The 22,221-nt window shown below is 63.9% G+C and carries 24 protein-coding genes; 11 read left to right on the top strand and 13 right to left on the bottom strand.

All coding sequences use genetic code 11. The annotated features are described in order from the left end of the window. Window positions 1-230: 230 nt before the first annotated feature. Window positions 231-413 carry a hypothetical protein gene (locus ABIB24_RS25195; RefSeq protein ID WP_075044007.1) on the top strand — a complete coding sequence of 61 codons (183 nt, stop codon included), beginning with the start codon at window positions 231-233 and terminating at the stop codon, window positions 411-413. 45 nt (window positions 414-458) lie between these two features. Here the strand turns inward: ABIB24_RS25195 and ABIB24_RS25190 are convergent, their stop codons facing one another. From ABIB24_RS25190 to ABIB24_RS25160, 7 genes are all read right to left on the bottom strand, one after another. Then, window positions 459-998 carry a DUF2058 domain-containing protein gene (locus ABIB24_RS25190; RefSeq protein WP_025338014.1) on the bottom strand — a complete coding sequence of 180 codons (540 nt, stop codon included), beginning with the start codon at window positions 996-998 and terminating at the stop codon, window positions 459-461. A gap of 26 nt (window positions 999-1,024) precedes the next feature. Next, entirely contained in the window at window positions 1,025-1,858 is an 834-nt protein-coding gene (gene mazG / locus ABIB24_RS25185; protein WP_354317486.1) for a nucleoside triphosphate pyrophosphohydrolase, read from the bottom strand. 124 nt (window positions 1,859-1,982) lie between these two features. Beyond that, window positions 1,983-4,223, bottom strand: coding sequence for a GTP diphosphokinase (relA, locus tag ABIB24_RS25180; protein WP_015269231.1), 2,241 nt, complete (start codon window positions 4,221-4,223; stop codon window positions 1,983-1,985). A gap of 96 nt (window positions 4,224-4,319) precedes the next feature. Further along, window positions 4,320-5,678, bottom strand: a complete 1,359-nt coding sequence (gene rlmD, locus ABIB24_RS25175) for a 23S rRNA (uracil(1939)-C(5))-methyltransferase RlmD (protein ID WP_061551293.1) — start codon at window positions 5,676-5,678, stop codon at window positions 4,320-4,322. After that, window positions 5,679-6,578: a cysteine synthase CysM gene (cysM, locus tag ABIB24_RS25170; protein WP_043936067.1), complete on the bottom strand. Its 900-nt coding sequence runs from the start codon at window positions 6,576-6,578 to the stop codon at window positions 5,679-5,681. A gap of 237 nt (window positions 6,579-6,815) precedes the next feature. After that, window positions 6,816-8,198, bottom strand: coding sequence for a sensor histidine kinase (locus ABIB24_RS25165; protein WP_025338010.1), 1,383 nt, complete (start codon window positions 8,196-8,198; stop codon window positions 6,816-6,818). A 3-nt stretch (window positions 8,199-8,201) separates the two neighbouring features. Beyond that, a complete protein-coding gene (locus ABIB24_RS25160) occupies window positions 8,202-8,921 on the bottom strand; it encodes a response regulator transcription factor (RefSeq protein ID WP_025338009.1) in 720 nt (239 codons plus the stop codon). Between the two features lie 193 nt (window positions 8,922-9,114). Between ABIB24_RS25160 and ABIB24_RS25155 the strand changes: the two genes are divergently transcribed. The 4 genes from ABIB24_RS25155 (at window position 9,115) to ABIB24_RS25140 (ending at window position 13,927) form a co-directional block, all read left to right on the top strand. After that, complete coding sequence (locus ABIB24_RS25155; RefSeq protein WP_075044003.1) at window positions 9,115-11,871, top strand: response regulator; 2,757 nt, start codon at window positions 9,115-9,117, stop codon at window positions 11,869-11,871. 196 nt (window positions 11,872-12,067) lie between these two features. Next, window positions 12,068-13,057: a 2-hydroxyacid dehydrogenase gene (locus tag ABIB24_RS25150; protein ID WP_137163178.1), complete on the top strand. Its 990-nt coding sequence runs from the start codon at window positions 12,068-12,070 to the stop codon at window positions 13,055-13,057. Window positions 13,058-13,088: 31 nt separating this feature from the next. Then, window positions 13,089-13,526: a hypothetical protein gene (locus ABIB24_RS25145; protein WP_004375491.1), complete on the top strand. Its 438-nt coding sequence runs from the start codon at window positions 13,089-13,091 to the stop codon at window positions 13,524-13,526. Beyond that, window positions 13,523-13,927 carry an META domain-containing protein gene (locus ABIB24_RS25140; protein WP_004375489.1) on the top strand — a complete coding sequence of 135 codons (405 nt, stop codon included), beginning with the start codon at window positions 13,523-13,525 and terminating at the stop codon, window positions 13,925-13,927. Before ABIB24_RS25145 ends, ABIB24_RS25140 begins: the two co-directional genes overlap by 4 nt. 118 nt (window positions 13,928-14,045) lie before the next feature. Here ABIB24_RS25140 and ABIB24_RS25135 read toward each other — a convergent pair whose 3' ends face one another. Further along, window positions 14,046-14,510 carry a TlpA disulfide reductase family protein gene (locus ABIB24_RS25135; protein ID WP_015269224.1) on the bottom strand — a complete coding sequence of 155 codons (465 nt, stop codon included), beginning with the start codon at window positions 14,508-14,510 and terminating at the stop codon, window positions 14,046-14,048. An 85-nt stretch (window positions 14,511-14,595) separates the two neighbouring features. Here ABIB24_RS25135 and arsC point away from each other — a divergent pair, with 85 nt between their 5' ends. The 3 genes from arsC to ABIB24_RS25120 are packed head-to-tail and all read left to right on the top strand — an operon-like array spanning window position 14,596 to window position 15,957. Then, window positions 14,596-14,949 carry an arsenate reductase (glutaredoxin) gene (gene arsC, locus ABIB24_RS25130; protein WP_085692879.1) on the top strand — a complete coding sequence of 118 codons (354 nt, stop codon included), beginning with the start codon at window positions 14,596-14,598 and terminating at the stop codon, window positions 14,947-14,949. After that, window positions 14,946-15,551, top strand: a complete 606-nt coding sequence (gene wrbA / locus ABIB24_RS25125; protein WP_025338005.1) for an NAD(P)H:quinone oxidoreductase — start codon at window positions 14,946-14,948, stop codon at window positions 15,549-15,551. The genes arsC and wrbA overlap by 4 nt, the downstream gene beginning before the upstream one ends. Continuing rightward, a complete protein-coding gene (locus ABIB24_RS25120; RefSeq protein WP_075043999.1) occupies window positions 15,544-15,957 on the top strand; it encodes a DUF2069 domain-containing protein in 414 nt (137 codons plus the stop codon). The genes wrbA and ABIB24_RS25120 overlap by 8 nt, the downstream gene beginning before the upstream one ends. A 102-nt stretch (window positions 15,958-16,059) precedes the next feature. On the opposite strand, the gene ABIB24_RS25115 is transcribed toward ABIB24_RS25120, so the two are convergent. Then, window positions 16,060-16,731 (bottom strand): DNA-3-methyladenine glycosylase I, encoded by a 672-nt coding sequence (locus ABIB24_RS25115; protein WP_137163176.1) that lies wholly within the window; start codon window positions 16,729-16,731, stop codon window positions 16,060-16,062. A gap of 4 nt (window positions 16,732-16,735) precedes the next feature. Next, the gene (gene ttcA / locus ABIB24_RS25110; RefSeq protein ID WP_012270926.1) at window positions 16,736-17,560 is read right to left on the bottom strand and encodes a tRNA 2-thiocytidine(32) synthetase TtcA; all 825 of its coding nucleotides are present in this window, start codon (window positions 17,558-17,560) and stop codon (window positions 16,736-16,738) included. 262 nt (window positions 17,561-17,822) lie between these two features. Here ttcA and ABIB24_RS25105 point away from each other — a divergent pair, with 262 nt between their 5' ends. Together ABIB24_RS25105 and ABIB24_RS25100 are read left to right on the top strand one after the other, a co-directional pair. Beyond that, entirely contained in the window at window positions 17,823-18,422 is a 600-nt protein-coding gene (locus tag ABIB24_RS25105) for a Yip1 family protein (RefSeq protein WP_012270925.1), read from the top strand. 131 nt (window positions 18,423-18,553) lie between these two features. Further along, window positions 18,554-19,048, top strand: coding sequence for a SprT family zinc-dependent metalloprotease (locus ABIB24_RS25100; RefSeq protein WP_025338002.1), 495 nt, complete (start codon window positions 18,554-18,556; stop codon window positions 19,046-19,048). 187 nt (window positions 19,049-19,235) lie between these two features. On the opposite strand, the gene fpr is transcribed toward ABIB24_RS25100, so the two are convergent. Beyond that, window positions 19,236-20,015 (bottom strand): ferredoxin-NADP reductase, encoded by a 780-nt coding sequence (fpr, locus tag ABIB24_RS25095; protein WP_004375483.1) that lies wholly within the window; start codon window positions 20,013-20,015, stop codon window positions 19,236-19,238. Window positions 20,016-20,136: 121 nt separating this feature from the next. Here fpr and finR point away from each other — a divergent pair, with 121 nt between their 5' ends. After that, the gene (gene finR, locus ABIB24_RS25090) at window positions 20,137-21,063 is read left to right on the top strand and encodes a LysR family transcriptional regulator FinR (RefSeq protein WP_004375481.1); all 927 of its coding nucleotides are present in this window, start codon (window positions 20,137-20,139) and stop codon (window positions 21,061-21,063) included. On the opposite strand, the gene ABIB24_RS25085 is transcribed toward finR, so the two are convergent. Both ABIB24_RS25085 and erdR read right to left on the bottom strand, forming a co-directional pair. Further along, window positions 21,060-21,425: a diacylglycerol kinase gene (locus tag ABIB24_RS25085; RefSeq protein ID WP_025338001.1), complete on the bottom strand. Its 366-nt coding sequence runs from the start codon at window positions 21,423-21,425 to the stop codon at window positions 21,060-21,062. The two genes, finR and ABIB24_RS25085, sit on opposite strands and share 4 nt — an antisense overlap. A 73-nt stretch (window positions 21,426-21,498) precedes the next feature. Continuing rightward, window positions 21,499-22,149 carry a response regulator transcription factor ErdR gene (gene erdR / locus ABIB24_RS25080; RefSeq protein ID WP_025338000.1) on the bottom strand — a complete coding sequence of 217 codons (651 nt, stop codon included), beginning with the start codon at window positions 22,147-22,149 and terminating at the stop codon, window positions 21,499-21,501. Between the last annotated feature and the right edge of the window lie 72 nt (window positions 22,150-22,221).

The raw sequence follows: 22,221 nt of genomic DNA, 5'->3' as shown, positions 1-22,221 counted from the left end.
TGCTTTTTCATGGTCTCGCCCTCGCTGCCGTTGGCTTCTTAGAACGCCACCGTGGCACTGTGATGCCTCGGCGGGGGCGAGTCCATCGATTACAAAAGCGCACCTGCCGGCCCAAAGGCTGATCATGAAACTTGTTTCATGCCGGTTTTATTTACTTAGCCTGCTAACAAACTTTATAAAGAGGTTGTGCGACACAGTGTCGCAGCCAACTGAAGCAGTGGAGTTTAACGATGACAGTCCAAGTAACCGAACGCGACGAATCGAAAATGTCCCACGAAGCCCTGACCGCTGGTGTGCGGATCTGGGATGTGCACCAACAGGGCCAGCTGGTGGGGATGTTCCACAACGAACATGAAGCACACCAGTACCGTACAGAGCTGGAAAACCTGGAAAACCAGCGCGCCACGCAATGACCCATCTTCAAATGAAAAACCCCGCCAAGGCGGGGTTTTTCGTGGTTACCACATCAGATCATCAGGGATCTTGTAGGCCGCGTACGGGTCGTCCTCGTCCGCTTCCTCGACATGGGTATTCAGCAACAGGATACGGTTGGGGTCGCGCTCCTGGATCTTCACCGCCGCCTCACGAGGGATCACCTCGTAACCGCCGGCAAACGACACCACGGCCAGCGCACCATTGCTCAGCTTGGTCCGCATCAAGGCATTGACGGCAATGCGCTTGACCTTCTTGTCGTCGACGAAGTTGTAGTAGTCCTCGGTGCTCAGCTTCGGCAGGCGAGTCGCTTCGATCAACTGCTTGATCTGCGCGGCGCGGGCCTTCTGCTCGGCTTTTTCCTGCTGCTGGCGGTTCAGTTCCTGGTCACGCTTGGCTTTCTCGGCCATGGCTTCCTTGGCCAAGCGCTGCTGGCTGTCGTCCACCTCGACCTGGCCTTTGTGCTCCAGGCGCTTCTGTTTCTTCTCGGCTTTGTTGGCCTGGGAAACCTGTTTCTGGTTGACCAGACCGGCTTTGAGCAGTTGGTCGCGAAGGGAAAGGCTCATGAATGTTCACTCACTTATGCAACAGCTCAGCCGCAGCTGGGCAGGTTCTTTTCCTGACGTTTGGCTTCACCCCAAAGGGCATCCAGTTCGTCAAGGTTACAATCTTCGATGGGTCGGCCACTGTCGCGCAATGCCTGTTCGATGAAGCGGAAACGCCGCTCGAACTTGCGATTGGCACGGCGCAGGGCGTGTTCCGGGTCATGCTTGAGGTGGCGGGCCAGGTTGACGGCAGCAAACAGCAGGTCGCCGATTTCATCCTCGAGCGCATCGACATCGCCGTCGGCCATGGCCTGCAGCACTTCGTCCAGCTCTTCGCGGACCTTGTCCAGCACCGGCAATGCCGCAGGCCAGTCGAAACCGACCGTGGCCGCGCGCTTTTGCAGTTTGGCTGCCCGCGACAACGCCGGCAATGCCGCTGGTACGTCGTCGAGCAGCGACAGCTGTTCGGGCTGGCTCTTTTCCGCCCGCTCTTCAGCCTTGATTTCTTCCCAGCGTGACTTGACCTGGGCCTCGCTCAGGCTGGGGGTGTCCACCGGCGCGTACAGCTCGCCGGTGGGGAATACATGCGGGTGACGGCGAATGAGCTTGCGGGTGATGCTGTCGACCACGCCGTCGAACTCGAAACGCCCTTCCTCGCGGGCCAGCTGGCTGTAGTAGACCACCTGGAACAGCAGGTCGCCCAGCTCACCTTGCAGGTGCTCGAAGTCGCCACGCTCGATGGTGTCGGCAACCTCGTAGGCCTCTTCGATGGTGTGCGGGACGATGCTCGCGTAGTTCTGCTTCAGGCCCCACGGGCAGCCGTACTGCGGGTCGCGCAGGCGGGCCATGAGGTGCAGCAGGTCTTCGAGGGTGTAGGTCATTCAGGCAGGTCCTTCGGTGGTGGCTTCTTCGCGGGCTTGCCCGCTCCCACAGGATGCATGCAGGTTTCGAAATCTGCATCTTGCCTGTGGGAGCGGGCAAGCCCGCGAAGCAGGCACCGCGGTCTCAAGGGGTACGATTACGCCGCGTCTCGATGATGTTCGGCAACTGCGAGATCCGCCCCAGCAGGCGCCCCAGCGCATCCAGGCCTGGAATCTCGATGGTCAGCGACATCAGCGCGGTGTTGTCTTCCTTGTTCGAGCGGGTGTTCACCGCCAGCACGTTGATCTTCTCGTTCAGCAGCACTTGCGACACATCGCGCAGCAAGCCCGGGCGGTCGTAGGCACGGATGACGATGTCGACCGGGTAGGTCTGCACCGGGATCGGCCCCCAGCTGACCTGGATCATGCGCTCCGGCTCCTTGCCCGCCAACTGCAGCACGGAGGCGCAGTCCTGGCGGTGGATGCTCACGCCGCGGCCCTGGGTGATGTAGCCGACGATGGCGTCACCCGGCAGCGGCTGGCAGCAGCCAGCCATCTGCGTCAGCAGGTTGCCGACGCCCTGGATCTGGATGTCGCCACGCTTGCCGGTACGCGGCCCGGTAGGTTTGCGCGGTACCAGTTCGATCTGCTCGATGCGCTCGGGCTCCAGCAACTGCTGGGCGGCGTTGACCAGGTGCGCCAGGCGCAGGTCGCCAGCACCGAGCGAGGCGAACATGTCCTCGGCGGTCTTGACGTTGGTCTTCTCGGCCAGGCGCTCGAAATCCACCTGCGGCAGGCCCAGGCGGCTGAGCTCGCGTTCGAGCAAGGTCTTGCCGGCAGCGACGTTCTGGTCGCGTGCCTGCAGCTTGAACCAGTGCACGATCTTGGCCCGCGCCCGCGAGGTGGTGACGTAGCCCAGGTTGGAGTTCAACCAGTCACGGCTGGGGTTGCCATGCTTGCTGGTGATGATCTCGACCTGCTCGCCGGTCTGCAGGCTGTAGTTGAGCGGCACGATGCGCCCGTTGATCTTGGCGCCGCGGCAGTTGTGGCCGATTTCGGTGTGCACGCGGTAGGCAAAGTCCAGCGGCGTGGCACCCTTTGGCAAGTCGATGGCGTGGCCGTCCGGGGTGAACACGTAGACCCGGTCCGGCTCGATGTCGACCCGCAGCTGCTCGGCCAGGCCACCGATGTCGCCCAGCTCTTCGTGCCACTCCAGCACCTGGCGCAGCCAGGAGATCTTCTCTTCGTAATGGTTGGAGCTGGACTTGACGTCGGTGCCTTTGTAACGCCAGTGGGCGCAAACCCCAAGCTCGGCTTCCTCGTGCATGCCGTGGGTACGGATCTGCACTTCCAGCACCTTGCCCTCGGGGCCGATCACCGCGGTGTGCAGCGAGCGATAGCCGTTCTCCTTGGGGTTGGCGATGTAGTCGTCGAACTCCTTGGGAATGTGCCGCCACAGGGTGTGCACGATGCCCAGCGCGGTGTAGCAGTCGCGGATTTCCGGCACCAGCACGCGGACCGCGCGCACATCGTAGATCTGGCTGAACTCCAGGCCTTTGCGCTGCATCTTGCGCCAGATCGAATAGATATGTTTCGCCCGGCCGCTGATGTCAGCCTTGACGCCAGTGGCCAGCAGCTCGTTCTGCAGCTGGTTCATCACCTCGCTGATGAAGCGCTCGCGGTCCAGCCGGCGCTCGTGCAGCAGCTTGGCAATCTGTTTGTACTGGTCGGGTTCGAGGTAGCGGAAGGACAGGTCTTCCAGCTCCCACTTGATGTGGCCGATACCCAGGCGGTGCGCCAGCGGCGCATAGATGTCGAACACCTCGCGCGCGACACGCAGGCGTTTCTCGTCGTCGGCGGCCTTGACCGCACGGATCGCGCAGGTACGCTCGGCCAGCTTGATCAGCGCCACGCGCACGTCGTCGACCATGGCCACGAGCATCTTGCGCAGGTTCTCGACCTGCGCCTGCGAACCCAGCACCAGCGATTGGCGCGGGCTGAGGCTGGCGCTGATGGCGGCCATGCGCAGCACACCGTCGATCAGCTTGGACACCACCGGGCCAAAGCGCTGGCTGACCTCGGCCAGGGTCACCTTGCCCTCGCGCACCGAGCGGTAGATGACCGCAGCCACCAGGGAATCCTGGTCGAGCTTGAGGTCGGCGAGGATTTCGGCAATCTCCAGGCCTGCCTGGAAGCTGGACGTACCGTCCGCCCAGGAATGCTTGGCCGGGTTGCCCTTTTTCTCGACCTCATGGGCAAACTCGCAGGCCTCTTTCAGCGCTGCGCGATCCAGTGCCGAATCGACGCTTACCACATGGTCCAACCATGCTTCGAGATTGATACTGCCGTCGGTGTTGACCGGCTGGTGCACTCTCACCTGTACCATCTTTGTTTTACCTTTCCATACAGCGCACCACGCGGGTGCGCTGGCAATCACCGTGCGGCCACCCTTCCGTGAAAGCCGCACCAAGGGGCCAGTCAGCTAGCCCGCTTCGAATAACGCCATGGCCTCGACATGCGCCGTCTGAGGAAACATGTCGAGAATCCCGGCCCTTTTTAACCGGTACCCCTGGCCGACCAGCACCTGGGCGTCTCGCGCCAGCGTGGCCGGGTTGCACGATACATAGACCAGCCTTCTGGCCTTGAGGCGGGCGATGCCTTGCACCACCTCGAAAGCACCGTCGCGCGGTGGATCCAAGAGTACCGCAGAAAAGCCCTCGGCGGCCCATCCGGCGCCTGCCAAAGGCTGCGATAAATCGGCCTGAAAAAACCGTGCGTTATGCACATTGTTGTTTCGGGCATTGGCCGCGGCCCGATCGACCATGGCCTGCACACCTTCCACAGCTACCACCTCGCGCGCCTGGCGGGCCAGCGGCAGGGCGAAGTTGCCCAGGCCGCAGAACAGGTCCAGCACGCGCTCGTCGGCCTGGGGTGCCAGCCAGGCCAGGGCCTGCTCGATCATCGCCGTGTTGACCTGGGCATTCACCTGCACGAAGTCACCTGGGCGCCAGGCCAGTTCCAGCTGCCAGGGCGCCAGGGCAAAGCCCAGTTGCGCGGCTGGGTCCACTGGCGCCGGCTCACCTTCGCCCTGCAGCCACAGCTGGGCATTGGCCTGCTCGCAGAATGCCTGCAACCTGGCCAGGTCTTCAGCCGGCAACGGCGCGACATGGCGCACCAGCAGCGCCTCGGCAGTGCCGCTGAACAGTTCCACATGGCCCAGCGCCTGCGGCTTGCTCAGCGAGCGCAGCACGGTCGGCAAGTGGCGCAGAATCGATTGCAAGGGCTGTACCAGCACCGCGCAATCGTCGATGGCGATGATGTCCTGGCTGGCTTCGGCGCGGAAGCCGACCTCCAGCTGGCGCGCCTTGGCGTCCCAGCGCACGGCCACGCGGGCGCGGCGCCGGTAACCGAACTCCGGCCCGCTCAGCGGTGCGGCCCATTCTTCGGGCTGCACGCCGGCCACCCGCTGCAGCTGCTCGGCCAGGGTGCGCTGCTTGAGCGCCAGCTGCGCTTCGTGCGGCAGGTGCTGCAGGTTGCAGCCACCGCAGCGCTCGTAATACCGGCATGGTGCCTGACGGCGCTCGGGGCTGGCCTGCAGCAGGCGCTCAAGGCGAGCCTCGACCACTTTGCCACGGGCATTGAGCACCCGCGCCTCCACGGCCTCGCCGGCCAGGGCGCCACTGACGAACCAGGTGCGCCCTTCGTGGAAGGCAATACCCCGGCCGTCACCGGCCAGGCGCTCTATTTCCAGGCGCTGCTTCTTGCCCACCGGGACCTGGGGGCTGCGGTTGCCGCCGGCCGGCTGGAAGCGCAGGCCGCTGTTGCTTTTCTTCTTGGACATTTAGCTCGGGTCGAACAGGCCGGTGGACAGGTAACGGTCGCCGCGGTCGCAGATGATCGCGACCATCGTGGCATTTTCCACCTCGCGGGACAGGCGCAGCATGGCCGCGACTGCACCACCGGAAGACACGCCGCAGAAAATGCCCTCTTCACGGGCAAGGCGGCGGGTGGTTTCCTCGGCTTCCTGCTGCGACATGTCGACCACGCGGTCGACGCGGCTGGCGTCGAAGATTTTCGGCAGGTATTCCTCGGGCCAACGGCGGATACCCGGAATGGCCGAGCCTTCCATTGGTTGCAGGCCGATGATCTGCACCGCCGGGTTCTGTTCCTTGAGGTACTGCGAGCAGCCCATGATGGTACCGGTGGTACCCATGGAGCTGATGAAATGGGTGATGGTGCCCTGGGTCTGCTGCCAGATCTCGGGGCCGGTGCTGTTGTAGTGGGCGATGGGGTTGTCGCCGTTGGCGAACTGGTCCAGCACCAGGCCGCGGCCTTCGGCCTGCAGCTTCTCGGCCAGGTCACGGGCGCCTTCCATACCCTCTTCCTTGGTCACCAGGATCAGCTCGGCGCCGTAGGCGGTCATGGCGGCCTTGCGCTCGGCGGTGGAGTTGTCGGGCATGATCAGGATCATCTTGTAGCCCTTGATCGCCGCAGCCATCGCCAGGGCGATGCCGGTGTTGCCGGAGGTGGCTTCGATCAGGGTGTCGCCGGGCTTGATCTGGCCGCGCAGTTCGGCGCGGGTGATCATCGACAGTGCCGGGCGGTCCTTCACCGAGCCGGCGGGATTGTTACCTTCGAGCTTGAGCAGGAGGGTGTTGCTGGTTTCGCCAGCGATACGCTGCAGGCGAACCAGGGGCGTATTGCCGACGCAATCGGCGATGGTTGGGTACTGCAAGGTCATGGCGTATTTCACAATCCGGACGGCAGGGGTGCCTATCATACCGGCAAACCCTTCCCGGCCATATCACGCAATCTGTGGTGAATATAGCTACAAGCTATATATCGGCGTGTATTGCGTGCACGGCCTTTGTAGGAGCGGCCTTGTGTCGCGATGGGGCGCGCAGCGGCCCCGGCAATATATGCGGCGAAGCTGAAACCTAGGGGCCGCTGCGCGCCCCATCGCGACACAAGGCCGCTCCTACAGGGACCGCGTTAAATTCAAGCGCTGTGGTGAGGCCGGCACATGTAACGGCAATCTCATCCACAACCGCAGCCCGCGCTTGCCATTCTGCGCCCACAAGGTGCCACCCTGGCGCTGGATGGCACTGCGGGCAATGCTCAGCCCCAGGCCGAAACCGCCATCCCCGGGCCGCGAACCGTCCAGCCGCGAGAACGGTGCAAAGATCCGCTCCAGGTCTTCTTCAGCCACGCCACCGCCTTCGTCTTCCAGCCACAACCACCAATACCCGCCTTCACGCTGCCCGCCGAGGCGCACCACACCATCGGCCGGCGAATGACGAATGGCATTGCGCAACAGGTTCTCCAGCGCCTGGGCCAGGTGGTTCAGGTTGCCCTGCACCCAGCAGTCGGCCGGCACTTCACAGCGCAGCCGCGCCAGCGACCAGCCGCTTTCATAGCTGGCATTCTCGGCCAGCAGCTCCCACAGCGCCTGCACCTCGATCGGCTCCAGGTTCATCGGCGCACGTTCGGCGTCCTGCCAGGCCAGTTGCAGGGTGTCCTCGACCAGCTGCTGCATGCAGTCCACCTCCCGCGTCAGGCGTTCACGCAGGCGCTGCAGGTCGGTTTCGCCATCGCAGGCCACCCGCAGCCGGCTGAGTGGCGTACGCATTTCGTGGGACAGGTCACGCAGCAACTGCTGCTGCATGGCTACCGTACCCTGCAGCCGCTCGGCCATCTGATCGAAGGCCCGGGCCAGTTCGCCCAACTCGTCATGCCGGGCGATGGTGCGTGGGTCGAGGCGAGCCGACAACTGGTCGGCGCGCCAGGCATTGGCCTGCTCGCGCAACTGGTTCAACGGCACGATCAGCATGCGGTAAAGGCCCACGCACAACAGCAGGGTGAACAGGCCGGGGATGATGCCGTTGGTGACAATGCGCCACAGCATCCGATACTGCCCGGGGTTGAAGCGCTGCGGCAGTTCGATCACTAGCAGGCCCTGCTCCGGAGCCCCCGGGAACGGTATGCGCAGCCACGGCTGCTCGACGCTGCGCCGACTCATCGGCCAGTCGACACCGCGCAGGCGGGTCAGCCGCTGCATGATCTGCGGGTCGAGGCTGGCGCTGTCCAGCGGCCGCAGGTTGAGGTCGAGCACGCCAACCCAGCCGCGTTCGCGCTGGTGCATCGCCGCCACCCAACGGTCCAGCCCTGCCCGCCCACCACTGCGCCAGGCCTGCTCGGCCTCGGCAGCATAGCCACGCAAGGCCTGCCGCGCCGGTTCCGAGAGGAAGGCGTTCTGGGTTTCCATGTGCCGGCCCCAGGTGTAGCTGAGGCCGATCATCAGCAGGCAGAAGCCCACCAGCAGGATCGCCAGTTTCCAGAACAGCGAGTGGCGGTCGAGCATGGGTCACTCCGCCTCGCTGGCGCTGAGTACGTAGCCTTTGCCCCACACGGTGCGGATCTGCCGTTCGTGATAGCCGATGCCTTTGAGCTTGCGGCGGATCTGGCTGACGTGCATGTCCAGGCTGCGGTCATGCCGCGAATAGCCTCGCTGCAGGACTTGCTGGTAGAGGAACGGCTTGCTCAGCACTTCGTCGAGGTTGCGGTTGAGGATGTCGAGCAGGCGGTATTCGCTGGGAGTCAGGCCGGCCAGGCGACCCTCCAGGCGCACGTCGCACAGTGCCTCGTCGTATTGCAGTTCGCCGCTGCCGGCGCGCGCCTGCGGGGCTTGATGGCGCCGCTCGAGGGCGACGCGGCGCAGGATGGCCTCGATGCGTACCTGCAGCTCGGCCATGCTGAACGGCTTGGGCAGGTAGTCGTCGGCACCGCGCTGGAAACCGCTGATGCGGTCGGCCTCGGCGCCCAGCGCCGACATCAGGATCACCGGCGTGGCGCTGCGCTTGCGCAACTGCGCAAGCGCATCCAGGCCGTTGAGCCCGGGCAGCAGGATGTCCATGAGCACCACGTCGAAAGCCTGGCGCCCCGCCGTTTCCAGGCCCTCCAGGCCATTGCGGCACCAGGTCACCTGGAAGCCGCCGCGCTGCAGCTCTTCGTGCAGGTAGGCACCGAGGACCGGGTCATCCTCGATGGCGAGGATATTGGAGTTGTGAATAGCTACAGGATTCATTGGCAACTGCCATGCATTCTCAATTGCGCAATTATTGAGTATCCAGCGCCTGCCAGGCAACCGCCCTGCGACCAAAGCCCCTGCAAGGGCGCAAAACACGTACTAAAGAGGTGCAATAGCGCGGCAGGCGGAGTAACTTCCCGGCTTGGCCGTCATCGCTTGACGGCGTCCAGGCACATGACAGGAGGCGAGTGTGCTCGATCGCTTGGGAATTCGCAGCCGGGTCCTGCTGCTGGCCCTGCTGCCGGCCGGCCTGATGGCCCTGGTGCTGGGTAGTTACTTCACCTGGCTGCAACAGAACGACCTGCGCACCCAGCTGCTGCAACGCGGCAAGATGATCGCCGAGCAACTGGCGCCACTGGCCGCACCCGCCATGGCCAAGCTGGCACCGGCGCAACTTGAGCGCATTGCCGCACAAACCCTGGAGCAGGCCGATGTGCGTGCGGTCGCCTTCCTGGCCCCGGACCGCACGCGCCTGGCCCACGCCGGCCCGAGCATGCTCAACCAGCCACCCAGCGGCGGCACCGGCACCCAGCTGCTGCAGCGCAGCGGCAATGACGCCACACGCTACCTGATGCCGGTGTTCGGCCACCATCGCGACCTGGCCACCGATGCCGTGCCGGCCGAATCCGAACGCCTGCTGGGCTGGGTCGAGATCGAGCTGTCCCACGACGGCACCCTGCTGCGCGGCTACCGCAACCTGTTCACCAGCCTGCTGCTGATCCTCGCCTGCCTGGTGCTCAGCGGCCTGCTGGCACTGCGCATGAGCCGCACCATCAACGACCCGATCAAGCGCATCAAGCACGCGGTCAACCAGCTCAAAGACGGCCACCTCGAGGAACGCCTGCCGGCCATGGGCAGCCATGAGTTGGACGAACTGGCGCGCGGCATCAACCGCATGGCCGAAACCCTGCACAACGCCCACGAAGAGCTGCAGCACAGCATCGACCAGGCCACCGAGGACGTTCGCCAGAACCTGGAAACCATCGAGATCCAGAACATCGAGCTGGACATGGCGCGCAAGGAAGCCCTGGAAGCCAGCCGCATCAAGTCGGAATTCCTGGCCAACATGAGCCACGAAATCCGCACCCCGCTCAACGGTATCCTCGGTTTCACCCACCTGCTGCAGAAAAGCGAGCTGACACCGCGCCAGCTGGACTACCTGAGCACTATCGAGAAATCCGCCGACAACCTGCTGGGGATCATCAACGAGATCCTCGACTTCTCCAAGATCGAGGCCGGCAAGCTGGTGCTCGACAGCATCCCCTTCAACCTGCGCGACCTGATCCAGGACACCCTGACCATCCTCGCCCCGGCCGCCCACGCCAAGCAGCTGGAGCTGCTCAGCCTGATCTACCGCGATACCCCGTCGTCGCTGATCGGCGACCCGTTGCGGCTCAAGCAGATCCTTACCAACCTGGTCAGCAACGCCATCAAGTTCACCCGCGAAGGCACCATCGTCGTGCGCGCCATGCTCGAAGACGAGCACGAAGACAGTGCGCAGCTGCGCATCAGCGTGCAGGACACCGGCATCGGCCTGTCGCCACAGGATGTGCGTACGCTGTTCCAGGCCTTCAGCCAGGCCGACAACTCGCTGGCCCGCCAGCCCGGCGGCACCGGCCTGGGGCTGGTGATTTCCAAGCGCCTGATCGAGCAGATGGGCGGCGAGATCGGCGTCGACAGCACCCCGGGCGAGGGTTCGCAGTTCTGGATCAGCCTCAACCTGCCCAAGGCCCACGATGGTGTCGAGGAGTTGCCGCTGCAACCGCTGCTGGGCCGCCGCGCAGCCATCGTCGACGGCCACGAGCTGGCGCGCCAGGCGTTGGAACACCAGTTGGAAGACTGCGGCCTCAGCGTCAGCCTGTTCGCCTCCTACGACCAGCTGCTGCAGGGTGTGCAGGCCGCCAGCCAGGCTGGCTTGCCGTTCGAGTTCGCCGTGCTCGGGGCCAACCTTGGCAACCTGTCGCCCGAGCAGCTGGGCCATTACCACCAGCAGCTCGAGCGCTACCATTGCCAGTGCGTGGTGCTGTGCCCGACCACCGAGCAGGCGCTGTACCACCCGTACCTGCCCAACGGCCATGGCCAGTTGCTGTCCAAGCCGACCTGCACGCGCAAACTGCGCCGCCTGTTGCTGGAACTGGTGCAACCGCGCCGCCCGCAGGGCGAGGTGAACAGCGTCAACGGCCAGCGCCAGCCGAAGATCCTCTGCGTCGACGACAACCCCGCCAACCTGCTGCTGGTGCAGACCCTGCTCGAAGACCTGGGCGCCGAGGTGCTGGCCGTCGACAACGGCTATGCGGCGGTGCAGGCGGTGCAGGACGAGCCGTTCGACCTGGTGCTGATGGACGTGCAGATGCCCGGCATGGACGGCCGCGCCTGCACCGAGCAGATTCGCTTGTGGGAAAACACCCAAAGCGGCAACCCGCTGCCGATCGTCGCCCTCACCGCCCACGCCATGGCCAACGAGAAACGCGCGTTGCTGCACGGTGGCATGGACGACTACCTGACCAAGCCGATCAGCGAACGGCAGCTGGCCCAGGTGGTGATGAAATGGACCGGCCTTAGCCTGGGCGCGCCACAGCAGGAACGCCTGGCCGAGCAACTGGCCAACGGTGATGACCTGAAGGTGCTGGACCCCGAGGAAGGCCTGCGCCTGGCCGCCGGTAAGGCGGACCTGGCGGCCGATATGCTGAGCATGCTGCTGACCTCGCTGGAAGCCGACCGCGAAGCCATACGCGCTGCCCGCGAGGCCGACGACCGCAACGGCCTGATCGAACAGGTGCACCGCCTGAACGGCGCCTCGCGTTATTGCGGCGTGCCGCAGTTGCGGGCCGCGTGCCAGCGCAGCGAGACCTTGCTCAAGCAGGAAAACCCGCTGGCACAGCAGGCATTGGACGAACTGGATGCGGCAATCAACCGCTTGGCGGCGCAGGCCAGATTGAGCGCCTGAAGCCCGAGCACATTCTTTGTAGGAGCAGCCTTGTGCTGCGAAGAGGCCAGTACAGGCGATACATTAATGGCCGCCTGCACCGGCCTCTTCGCAGCACAAGGCTGCTCCTACAAAGAATGTGCCTGGCCGGCATGGGTCAATAGCGGGCAAACGTCGCTGACTACAATCTCCAGACCACTGCAAAGGAAGCCCCACCATGCGCGCCCTGTTGTTCAGCAGCCAGCACTACGACCAGGAAAGCTTCACCCGTGCCGCCAGCGGCACCACACTGGACCTGCACTTCCAGCCCGCCCGCCTGACCCTCGACACCGCTGCCCTGGCCGATGGCTACCAGGTGGTCTGCGCCTTCATCAATGACGAGCTCGACGCCCAGGTGCTGCAACGCCTGGCCGCAGGCGGCACGCGCCTGGTCGCCCTGCGTTCGGCCGGCTACAACCATGTCGACCTGGCCGCCGCCCAGCGCCTGGGCCTGACCGTAGTGCGAGTGCCGGCCTACTCGCCGCACGCCGTGGCCGAACACGCCGTGGCGCTGATCCTGGCCCTGAATCGGCGCCTGCACCGGGCCTACAACCGCACCCGCGAGGGTGACTTCACCCTGCACGGGCTGACCGGCTTCGACCTGCACGGCAAGACCGTCGGCGTGGTCGGTACCGGCCAGATCGGCACCGCCTTTGCCCGCATCATGGCCGGTTTCGGCTGCCAGTTGCTGGCCTATGACCCTTACCCCAACCCCGACCTGCTGGCCTTGGGCGCGCGCTACCTGCCATTGCCCGAGCTGCTGCGCGAAGCCCGCGTCATCAGCCTGCACTGCCCGCTGACCGAGCACACCCGGCACCTTATCAATGCACAAAGCCTGGCCCAGCTGCAGCCCGGCGCCATGCTGATCAACACCGGCCGCGGCGCGTTGGTCGACACCCCGGCGCTGATCGACGCGCTGAAGAGCGGCCAGCTCGGCTACCTGGGGCTGGACGTCTACGAAGAAGAAGCCCAGCTGTTCTTCGAAGACCGCTCCGACCTGCCGCTGCAGGACGACGTACTGGCCCGCCTGCTGACCTTCCCCAACGTGATCATCACTGCCCACCAGGCGTTCCTTACCCGCGAGGCACTGGATGCCATCGCCGCGACCACGCTGGACAACATCAACCGCTGGGCGGCAGGCAATCCACAGAATCTGGTGATGGGTTAGTGCTAGGATACGCGGCATTTCTGGAGGACCCATGGTCGAGCACGATTTCCGCTACACCCTTTTCAACCCGCAACACACCCTGATCGAGTGCCGCGCCCTGGTGCCGGGCCGCTATCAGGTCACCGGCAACGGCGGTTCGATGCACAAAGGCGACACCCTGCTGGTCACCCTCAAGGGCAGCAAGGACTTGTCCATGCGCCTGACAGTGGAGAGCGTGCGCCACCTGATCAACCCACGCGGCCAGTGGGTTGCCGTGGCCAGCGGCCCGGTGTTCAACGAGCTCGAAATCCTCACCTGGCAGGTTGCGTGCGACAGCTGCGACGCCGTGCTGGACTTCGAGTTCGCGGTGGACGCCAAGCTGGGCAAGAAAGCCCGCCAGCCTGCCGCCAGCGCGCGGGTTGCCGAGCTGGGCTGGGCCAGCCGTGGCGAAAAACACCTGTGCCCGCGTTGCCAGGAGAGCGCCGAGTGAAGAATCTGCTGACCGGCGTGCTGATTGCCACCGGCCTGCTCGGCTGCGCCGCGGAACCTTCCAAGCTGCAGCAGGAGCGCAGCTACGTGCTGGAGTGGATTGGCGAACGGCCGCTGATCGACTACAGCCACCTGACTCTGACCTTGGCCAGCGATGGCCGTGCCTATGGCAATGGCGGCTGCAACCACTGGTTCGCGCCGTACACACTGGACGGCGAGCACCTGAGCTTCGGCAAGGTCGGCAAGACCCGCAAGCTCTGCGCACCGGCGTTGATGGAGCAGGAAAAGCGCTTCCTGCAGGCGCTGGAAACAGTGCAGCGCTGGGATGTGTCGCCTATCGAGCAGATGCGTTTCTGGCCGGCCGAAGGCAAGCCGCTGCGCTTCTGGCCTGAGGAAGGCTGAATATTGCCGGGGCCGCTTTGCGGCCCATCGCGACACAAGGCCGCTCCTACAGGGGAATGCGATCTCCTGTAGGAGCGGCCTTGTGTCGCGATGGGCTGCAAAGCAGCCCCAAAATGCATCAGGCGCCCTTCAGTGCCTTGATCTTGGCCTGCAGCCCTTCCAGGGTCTGCTCACCCATTAACTGTTCCCGCACCTTGCCCTTGTCATCGATGATGTAGGTCACCGGCAATGCCTCGCTTCGTGGCAGGTCATAGCGCTCGGCCGGGTCCTGCGCCAATACGGTGAAAGCGATGCCCAGGGTTTCGGCAGCCTGCTTCAGCTCCTGCCCCTGCAAGCCATCGAAGTTCACCCCCACTACCTTGATACCGTCGGCCGCCCACTGCTTGGCTGCCGCGTTCAGTTCAGGGATTTCGGTACGGCACGGCCCGCACCATTCGGCCCAGTAGTTGAGCACCAGCCAGTGCCCGTCGATCTGTTCGGCCTTAACCGTATTACCGTGTTGGTCCACGCCATAATCGGCACCGCAACCACCGAGCAACAGGCTCGCGGTGATGGCCAGTACTGCTGCCAGACGCCTTGCCATGGGTCAATCCTTCTCGAGTTTTAAAGCAAATTGGTCAGTCGCTGCGGTTAGAATAGCCGCCACACCCTGCTGGATGCGACCCGACATGACCGACCTCACGCTCTATCATAACCCGCGCTGCTCGAAATCCCGCGGCGCCCTGGAACTGCTCGAAGCTCGCGGCCTGGCGCCGACCATCGTGCGCTACCTCGAGACCCCGCCCGACGCTGCCACCCTGAAGGCCCTGCTCGGCAAGCTTGGCATCGCCCCACGCCAGCTGCTGCGTACCGGCGAGGACGAGTACAAGGAGCTGAACCTGGCCGACCCGGCACTGACCGACGCACAACTGATCGAGGCCATGGCCCGGCACCCCAAGCTGATCGAGCGGCCGATCCTGGTCGTCGGTGACAAGGCCGTGGTCGGCCGACCGCCCGAGAAAGTACTGGAGATCCTGCCGTGAGCCAGCCCTACATCCTGGTGCTGTATTACAGCCGCCATGGTTCGACCAGCGAGATGGCCCGGCACATCGCCCGCGGCATCGAGCTGGCCGGCATGGAAGCCCGCCTGCGCACGGTGCCGGCGATTTCCACCGAGTGCGAAGCAGTGGCCCCGGACATCCCGGCCAGTGGCGCGCTGTACGCCACCCTGGACGACCTGCGCCACTGCGCCGGCCTGGTACTGGGCAGCCCGACCCGCTTCGGCAACATGGCAGCGCCGCTCAAGTACTTCCTGGATGGCACCAGCAGCCTGTGGCTGGGCGGTGAACTGGTCGGCAAGCCGGCGGGCGTTTTCACCTCAACCGCCAGCCTGCATGGCGGGCAGGAAACCACCCTGCTGTCGATGATGCTGCCACTGATGCACCACGGCATGCTGGTAATGGGCCTGCCGTACAGCGAATCGGCACTGCTCGAGACCCGCGGTGGCGGCACCCCGTATGGCGCCAGCCATCATGCTGGCGCCGATGGCAAGCGCGAGCTCGACCAGCACGAGATAGCCCTGTGCCGCGCCCTTGGCCAACGCCTGGCGACCACCGCCAAGGCCCTGGAGGCCGCACGTGGCTAAGAAGCCCAAGGTATTGCCGGCGCTGGAATGGCTGGCACCGCGCCTGCGCCTGACGCGGGCGTTGAGCCTGGCGTTCTTCTTCGGCCTGATTGCCCTGCTGGTGGTGAACAACCTGTGGTTCGCCAACCTGCACGGGGCGCGGGTCGAGGTGATCCTGGCGATCGAACTGGTGCCGTTGCTGCTGTTGCTGCCGGGCATGCTGACAGGCAGCGCCCGCGCACATGCCTGGACCTGCTTCGTGGTGAATATCTATTTCATCAAGGGCGTGCTGGCGGCGTTCGACCCGGCGCGGGCGGTATTTGGCTGGGTAGAAGTGCTGGTGAGCCTGGGGCTGTTCATTGCCGGGCTGCTGTATGTGCGCTGGAAGTTCCAGCACGAGCGGCGCATGGCCGGCGAAGGCAGTTAGATTCTTCGCGGGCTTGCCCGCTCCCACAGGTACAGCGCAAGCCTCAAATGCGGTGCGATCCCTGTGGGAGCGGGCATGCCCGCGAAGAGGCCAACACAAATCTCAATGGTTGACGGTATGCGCCAGCATCACCGACAACTGGCACAGCGGCCGCCCACTCTCGGCATGCCACTGGTTGAACGCCTGCTGCACCAAGGCCAGGTCCCGCTGGCTGGTCGGCGGCTTGTCGATCACCTTCTGCGCAATCAACGCCGCAGCCATGTCATCGGTAGGGATGAACGTGTCCTTGCCGACCATGCGCAAGAAACGCGGTGCCGACAACCCGCCCAGCTGGTTGCCGTGCTTGGCCAGGTACTTCCACAAACCGACGATGTCGGTCACCGGCCAGTCGGCGATGAAGGCGCCGAAACTGCCCTTCTCCTTGGCCACGTCAAGAACCATCTGCGCATTGCGCGGCACGCTCTTGAGCTTGCCCAGGTGGCGGATGATGCGCTCGTCGTGCATCAGCCGCTCGAGGTGCTCGGCGCCCATCAATACCACCTTCTCCGGGTCGAAGCCGAAGAACACCTGCTCGAACGCCGGCCACTTGGCATCCACCAGGCTGTGCTTGAGCCCGGCGCGAAACACGCGCAGGGCCAAGGTCGACAGGTAGCGGTCATCGCTGAGATCACGCAGTTGCGCCGATGTGCGCGGCTGCGGCAGGAAGGCCTCCAGGGCCTGGGCCGAGCCGAAGCGGTTCAGGCAGTACTCGTGCAACCACTGGTAATCGCGCATGGGCTCAGATATTCAGCACGTCAAGGAAACGCGGGGTAGCGTTTTCGTCGATCTTCAGGCTGGTGAAGTCGAACAGGTTGCGGTCAGCCAGCTGCGACGGCGCCACGTTCTGCAGGGCGCGGAAGATGCTCTCGGTACGCCCCGGGTGCTTGCGCTCCCACTCCACCAGCATGTCCTTGACCACCTGGCGCTGCAGGTTTTCCTGCGAACCGCACAGGTTGCACGGGATGATCGGGAATTCCTTCATGTCCGAGTAGGCCTGGATATCCTTCTCGCTGCAGTAGGCCAGCGGGCGGATCACCACGTTGCGGCCATCGTCGGCGCGCAGCTTCGGCGGCATGCCCTTGAGCGCGCCGTTGAAGAACATGTTGAGGAAGAAGGTTTCGACGATATCGTCGCGGTGGTGCCCCAGCGCCATCTTGGTCGCGCCGATTTCGTCGGCGAAGGTGTACAGGGTGCCACGGCGCAGGCGCGAGCACAGCGAGCAGGTGGTCTTGCCCTCGGGGACCAGCTCCTTGACCACCGAGTAGGTGTCCTTCTCGACGATGTGGTACTCGACACCCAGTTCCTTGAGGTAGGCCGGCAGCACATGCTCGGGGAAACCCGGCTGCTTCTGGTCCATGTTCACCGCGACGATCTCGAACTTGATCGGTGCCACCTTCTGCAGGTGCAACAGAACGTCGAGCATGGTGTAGCTGTCCTTGCCGCCGGACAGGCAGACCATGACCTTGTCGCCATCCTCGATCATGTTGTAGTCGGTGATGGCTTCGCCGGCGAGACGACGCAGGCGTTTTTGCAGTTTGTTCTGGTTGACCGAGAGGGTGCCCATAGCGCTTGGATCCGCGAGGTGTGACAAAAGCCGGCTATTTTACGCACAAACGCGGCGGCGCTGTAGGCATTCCGATAAAGACTTCATTGTAATCAACAGCGCGCCTTACAGCGCAATTTGCTCTAAAAAGCTCGGTTTATGCAGGTAACGGCTTCCTATACTGCGACATAAGGCCACATTACCGCTTGCTTCGGTGTTCGGGCCTCGGGCCGCTTGCGCTCCATCTGGGGGGCGTTTGGCAACATTGAGAGGAGTGATCGGCATGATTCATCACGTTGTGGGGCTGTTTACCCATCCCGACCAGGAATGGCGGGAAATTCGTGGCGAAGAAGAAACCATCAGCCACATGTACCTGACGCACACCCTGATCCTGGCTGCGATCCCCGCCATTTCGGCGTTCATCGGTACCACCCAGGTCGGCTGGGTGATCGGCGACCGGCCAGCGGTGATGCTGACCATGGAAAGCGCCATTTGGATGAGCATCATGTCGTACCTGGCGATGCTTGCCGGGGTGGCGGTAATGGGGGCGTTCATCCACTGGATGGCTCGCACCTACGATGCCAACCCGTCCATGGCACAGTGCATCGCCTTTGCCACCTACACCGCCACCCCGTTGTTCATCGGCGGCCTGGCGGCACTGTACCCGCACCTGTGGCTGGGCATGCTGATTGGCACCGCCGCCATCTGCTACACGGTGTACCTGCTGTACGTCGGTTTGCCGACGTTCATGAACATACCGTCCGACGAAGGCTTCCTGTTCTCCAGCTCGGTGCTGGCGGTGGGCCTTGTGGTACTGGTGGCGATCATGGCCGCCACGGTGATCATCTGGGGACTGGGCGTGGGGCCCGTCTACACCAACTAGAACAGACTCGACCAACACTGGGGCATCAACCTGAGGCCGCCGCAAGGCGGCCTCTGGCTGTGCGCTGACCGGTGGCTCGGCACGCTGCCCGGGGTTGCGGCATAATGCCCGGTCAGGAGAACCACCCCGCCATGCCCGAGCTGCTCAGACAACGCGTCGAAACCTGTTACCAGCAAGCTGAAACCTTCTTCAAACGCCCCTTCCCGCGCCCGGAAGTCAGCTTCAAGCTGCGCGGGCAAAAAGCAGGTGTCGCCCACCTGCACGAGAACCTGCTGCGCTTCAACCTTCAGCTTTACCGCGAAAACCAGGAAGACTTCCTGCGCCAGACCGTGGCCCATGAAGTGGCGCACCTGGTGGCCCACCAGCTGTTCGGCGACCGCATCCAGGCCCATGGCGAGGAGTGGCAGCTGATCATGCGCGGGGTGTATGAACTGCCGCCCAACCGTTGCCACAACTACGAAGTGCAACGGCGCGTGGTGACCCGCTACATCTACCGCTGCCCGTGCCCGCAAAGCGACTTCCCGTTTACCGCGCAGCGGCACAAGCTGGTGCGCCAGGGGCGGCGCTACCTGTGCAAGCGGTGTCGGGAGATATTGGTGTATAGCGGCGAGACGCGCGTCGAATAGATTGTGTATTGCCTGTACCGGCCCTTTCGCGGGCTTGCCCGCTCCCACAGGGGTACCACTGACCTCAGGCCTTGTGATATCCCTGTGGGAGCGGGCAAGCCCGCGAAAGGGCCGGTACAGGCGATACATGAATCACAGGTACAAGAAAGGCGACCCAAGGGTCGCCTTCTTTGCATCAGCCTGCGCCTTACTTCTCGACGAAGGCACGCTCGATCAGGTAATCACCCGGCTCGCGCATGCGCGGGGAGATCTTCAGGCCGAAGCTGTCCAGTACTTCGCTGGTCTCGTCGAGCATGCTCGGGCTGCCGCAGATCATCGCGCGGTCGTCCTGCGGGTTGATCGGTGGCAGGCCGATGTCGCTGAACAGCTTGCCGCTGCGCATCAGGTCGGTCAGGCGGCCCTGGTTTTCGAACGGTTCACGGGTCACGGTCGGGTAGTAGATCAGCTTGTCGCGAACCGACTCACCGAAGAATTCGTTCTGCGGCAGGTGCTCGGTGATGAACTCGCGGTAGGCCACTTCGTTCACGTAGCGCACGCCGTGCACCAGGATCACCTTCTCGAAGCGCTCGTAGGTTTCCGGGTCCTGGATGACACTCATGAACGGTGCCAGGCCAGTGCCGGTGCTCAGCAGGTACAGGTGCTTGCCCGGGTTCAGGTCGTCGAGTACCAGGGTACCGGTAGGCTTCTTGCTGATGATGATCTCGTCGCCTTCCTTCAGGTGCTGCAGCTGCGAGGTCAGCGGACCGTCCGGCACCTTGATGCTGAAGAACTCCAGGTGCTCTTCCCAGTTCGGCGAAGCAATGGAATAGGCGCGCATGAGCGGACGGCCGCTTTCTTGTTGCAGGCCGATCATCACGAACTGACCGTTCTCGAAGCGCAGGCCCGGGTCGCGAGTGCACTTGAAGCTGAACAGGGTGTCGTTCCAGTGGTGCACACTGAGGACACGTTCGTGGTTCATGTTGCTCATTTAATGGGGCTCCTGAAGAAAGACGCGGCGCGCGCAAGACGCGCAGTTGCGCGATAGTTTAGGGGCAGCGACAATATCTGTTAACTGGATTATCAAGATATGTGTTATCGGTTATATCGATATGCGATTTACACTTCGTCAGCTGCAAGTCTTCGTTGCCGTGGCCCAGCACCAGAGCGTTTCGCGCGCCGCCAGTGTGCTGGCCCTGTCGCAGTCGGCAGCCAGCACCTCGATCACCGAGCTTGAGCGCCAGTCCAGCTGCCAGCTGTTCGACCGCGCCGGCAAGCGCCTGAGCCTCAACGCCCTGGGCCAGCAACTGTTGCCGCAGGCCGTGGCCCTGCTCGACCAGGCCAAGGAAATCGAAGACCTGCTCAACGGCAAGTCCGGTTTCGGCTCGCTGGCGGTCGGCGCCACGCTGACCATCGGCAACTACCTGGCCACCCTGCTGATCGGCAGCTTCATGCAGGTGCACCCGGAAAGCCAGGTGAAGCTGCATGTGCAGAACACTGCGCATATCGTGCAACAGGTGGCGCATTACGAAATTGATCTGGGTCTGATCGAAGGCGATTGCAACCACCCGGACCTGGAAGTGCAGCCCTGGGTCGAGGACGAGCTGGTGGTGTTCTGCGCGCCGCAGCACCCGCTGGCCAAGCTGGGCCGCGCCGATGTACAGACCTTGTCCCAGGAAGCGTGGATCCTGCGCGAACAGGGCTCGGGCACGCGCCTGACCTTCGACCAGGCCATGCGCCACCACCGCACCAACCTCAACATCCGCCTGGAGCTGGAGCACACCGAAGCGATCAAGCGCGCGGTGGAGTCGGGCCTGGGCATCGGCTGCATCTCGCGCCTGGCCCTGCGTGACGCCTTCCGCCGCGGCAGCCTGGTAGCGGTAGAAACCCCGGAGCTGGACCTGATGCGCCAGTTCTACTTCATCTGGCACAAACAGAAGTACCAGACCTCGGCCATGCGCGAATTTCTCGAACTGTGCCGCAACTTCACTGCGGGCTTCACCCGCAGTGACGAGATCGTGTTGCCACCAATCGCTTAAAGCAGGATCACACCCCACACCAGCGCCACCATGGTCAGTGCCACCAGTTGCGCGGCGCTGCCCATGTCCTTGGCGTTTTTCGACAGCGGGTGGCGCTCCAGCGAAATGCGGTCGATGGCTGCTTCCACCGCCGAATTGAACAGTTCGACGATCAGGCCCAACAGGCACACGGCGATCATGATCGCCCGCTCCGCACGGCTGACCGGCAGCCAGAAGGCGACCGGGACCAACAGCACGTTTAGCAGCACCAGCTGGCGGAACGCGGCCTCGCCCTTGAAGGCGGCGCGCAGGCCGTCCAGCGAATAGCCGGCGGCGTTGAGGATACGTTTGAGGCCGGTCTGGCCCTTGAATGGCGATGTCATGTGAGTCACTTCACAACGGAAAGGCCAGCAGACTAGACCGGCACGGGTCAAAAAAGCGTGAAGCCACGCGCACTCAGCTGCTGGCAACCGATTCAAGTTGTTGCAGCAACAACGCCGCCTGGGTGCGGGTACGCACACCCAGCTTGCGGAAGATCGCGGTCACGTGGGCCTTGATGGTCGCTTCCGACACGTTCAGCTCATAGGCGATCTGCTTGTTCAGCAAGCCTTCGCAGACCATGGTCAGCACGCGGAACTGCTGCGGCGTGAGGCTGGCAAGGCCTTCGCTGGCGGCCTTGGCCTCGGCCGAGACATCGACCTTTTCGAACGCCTGCGGCGGCCACCAGACCTCGCCGTCGAGCACCTTGCGCACCGCATCCTGGATCACTTCCAGGGTGCTGGACTTGGGAATGAAGCCACTGGCGCCAAACTCGCGGGACTTGACCACCACTGCGGCCTCTTCCTGCGCCGATACCATCACCACGGGGATCTGCGGGTATTGCCCGCGCAGCAGCACCAGCCCGGAAAAACCGTAGGCACCCGGCATGTTCAAGTCCAGCAACACCAGGTCCCAGTCGGCTTTTTCGCTCAGACGGGTTTCCAGTTCGGCAATGCTGGCGACTTCAACCAGGCGTACATCCGGGCCCAGGCCGAGGGTAACGGCCTGGCGCAAGGCGCCACGGAACAGCGGGTGGTCATCGGCAATCAGGATTTCGTAAGTGGCCATCGATCTGGGGATCCTGTTCTGTGTCGGGCACTCGGGTAAGGGTCATTATGAACCAAAGCAGGGGTTGTGCCC

Origin of the sequence: Pseudomonas sp. UYEF17 (assembly GCF_040546125.1) — a bacterium.
Lineage (GTDB): Bacteria > Pseudomonadota > Gammaproteobacteria > Pseudomonadales > Pseudomonadaceae > Aquipseudomonas > Aquipseudomonas putida_Z.
This window is presented reverse-complemented; position numbering and strand designations above follow the sequence as displayed.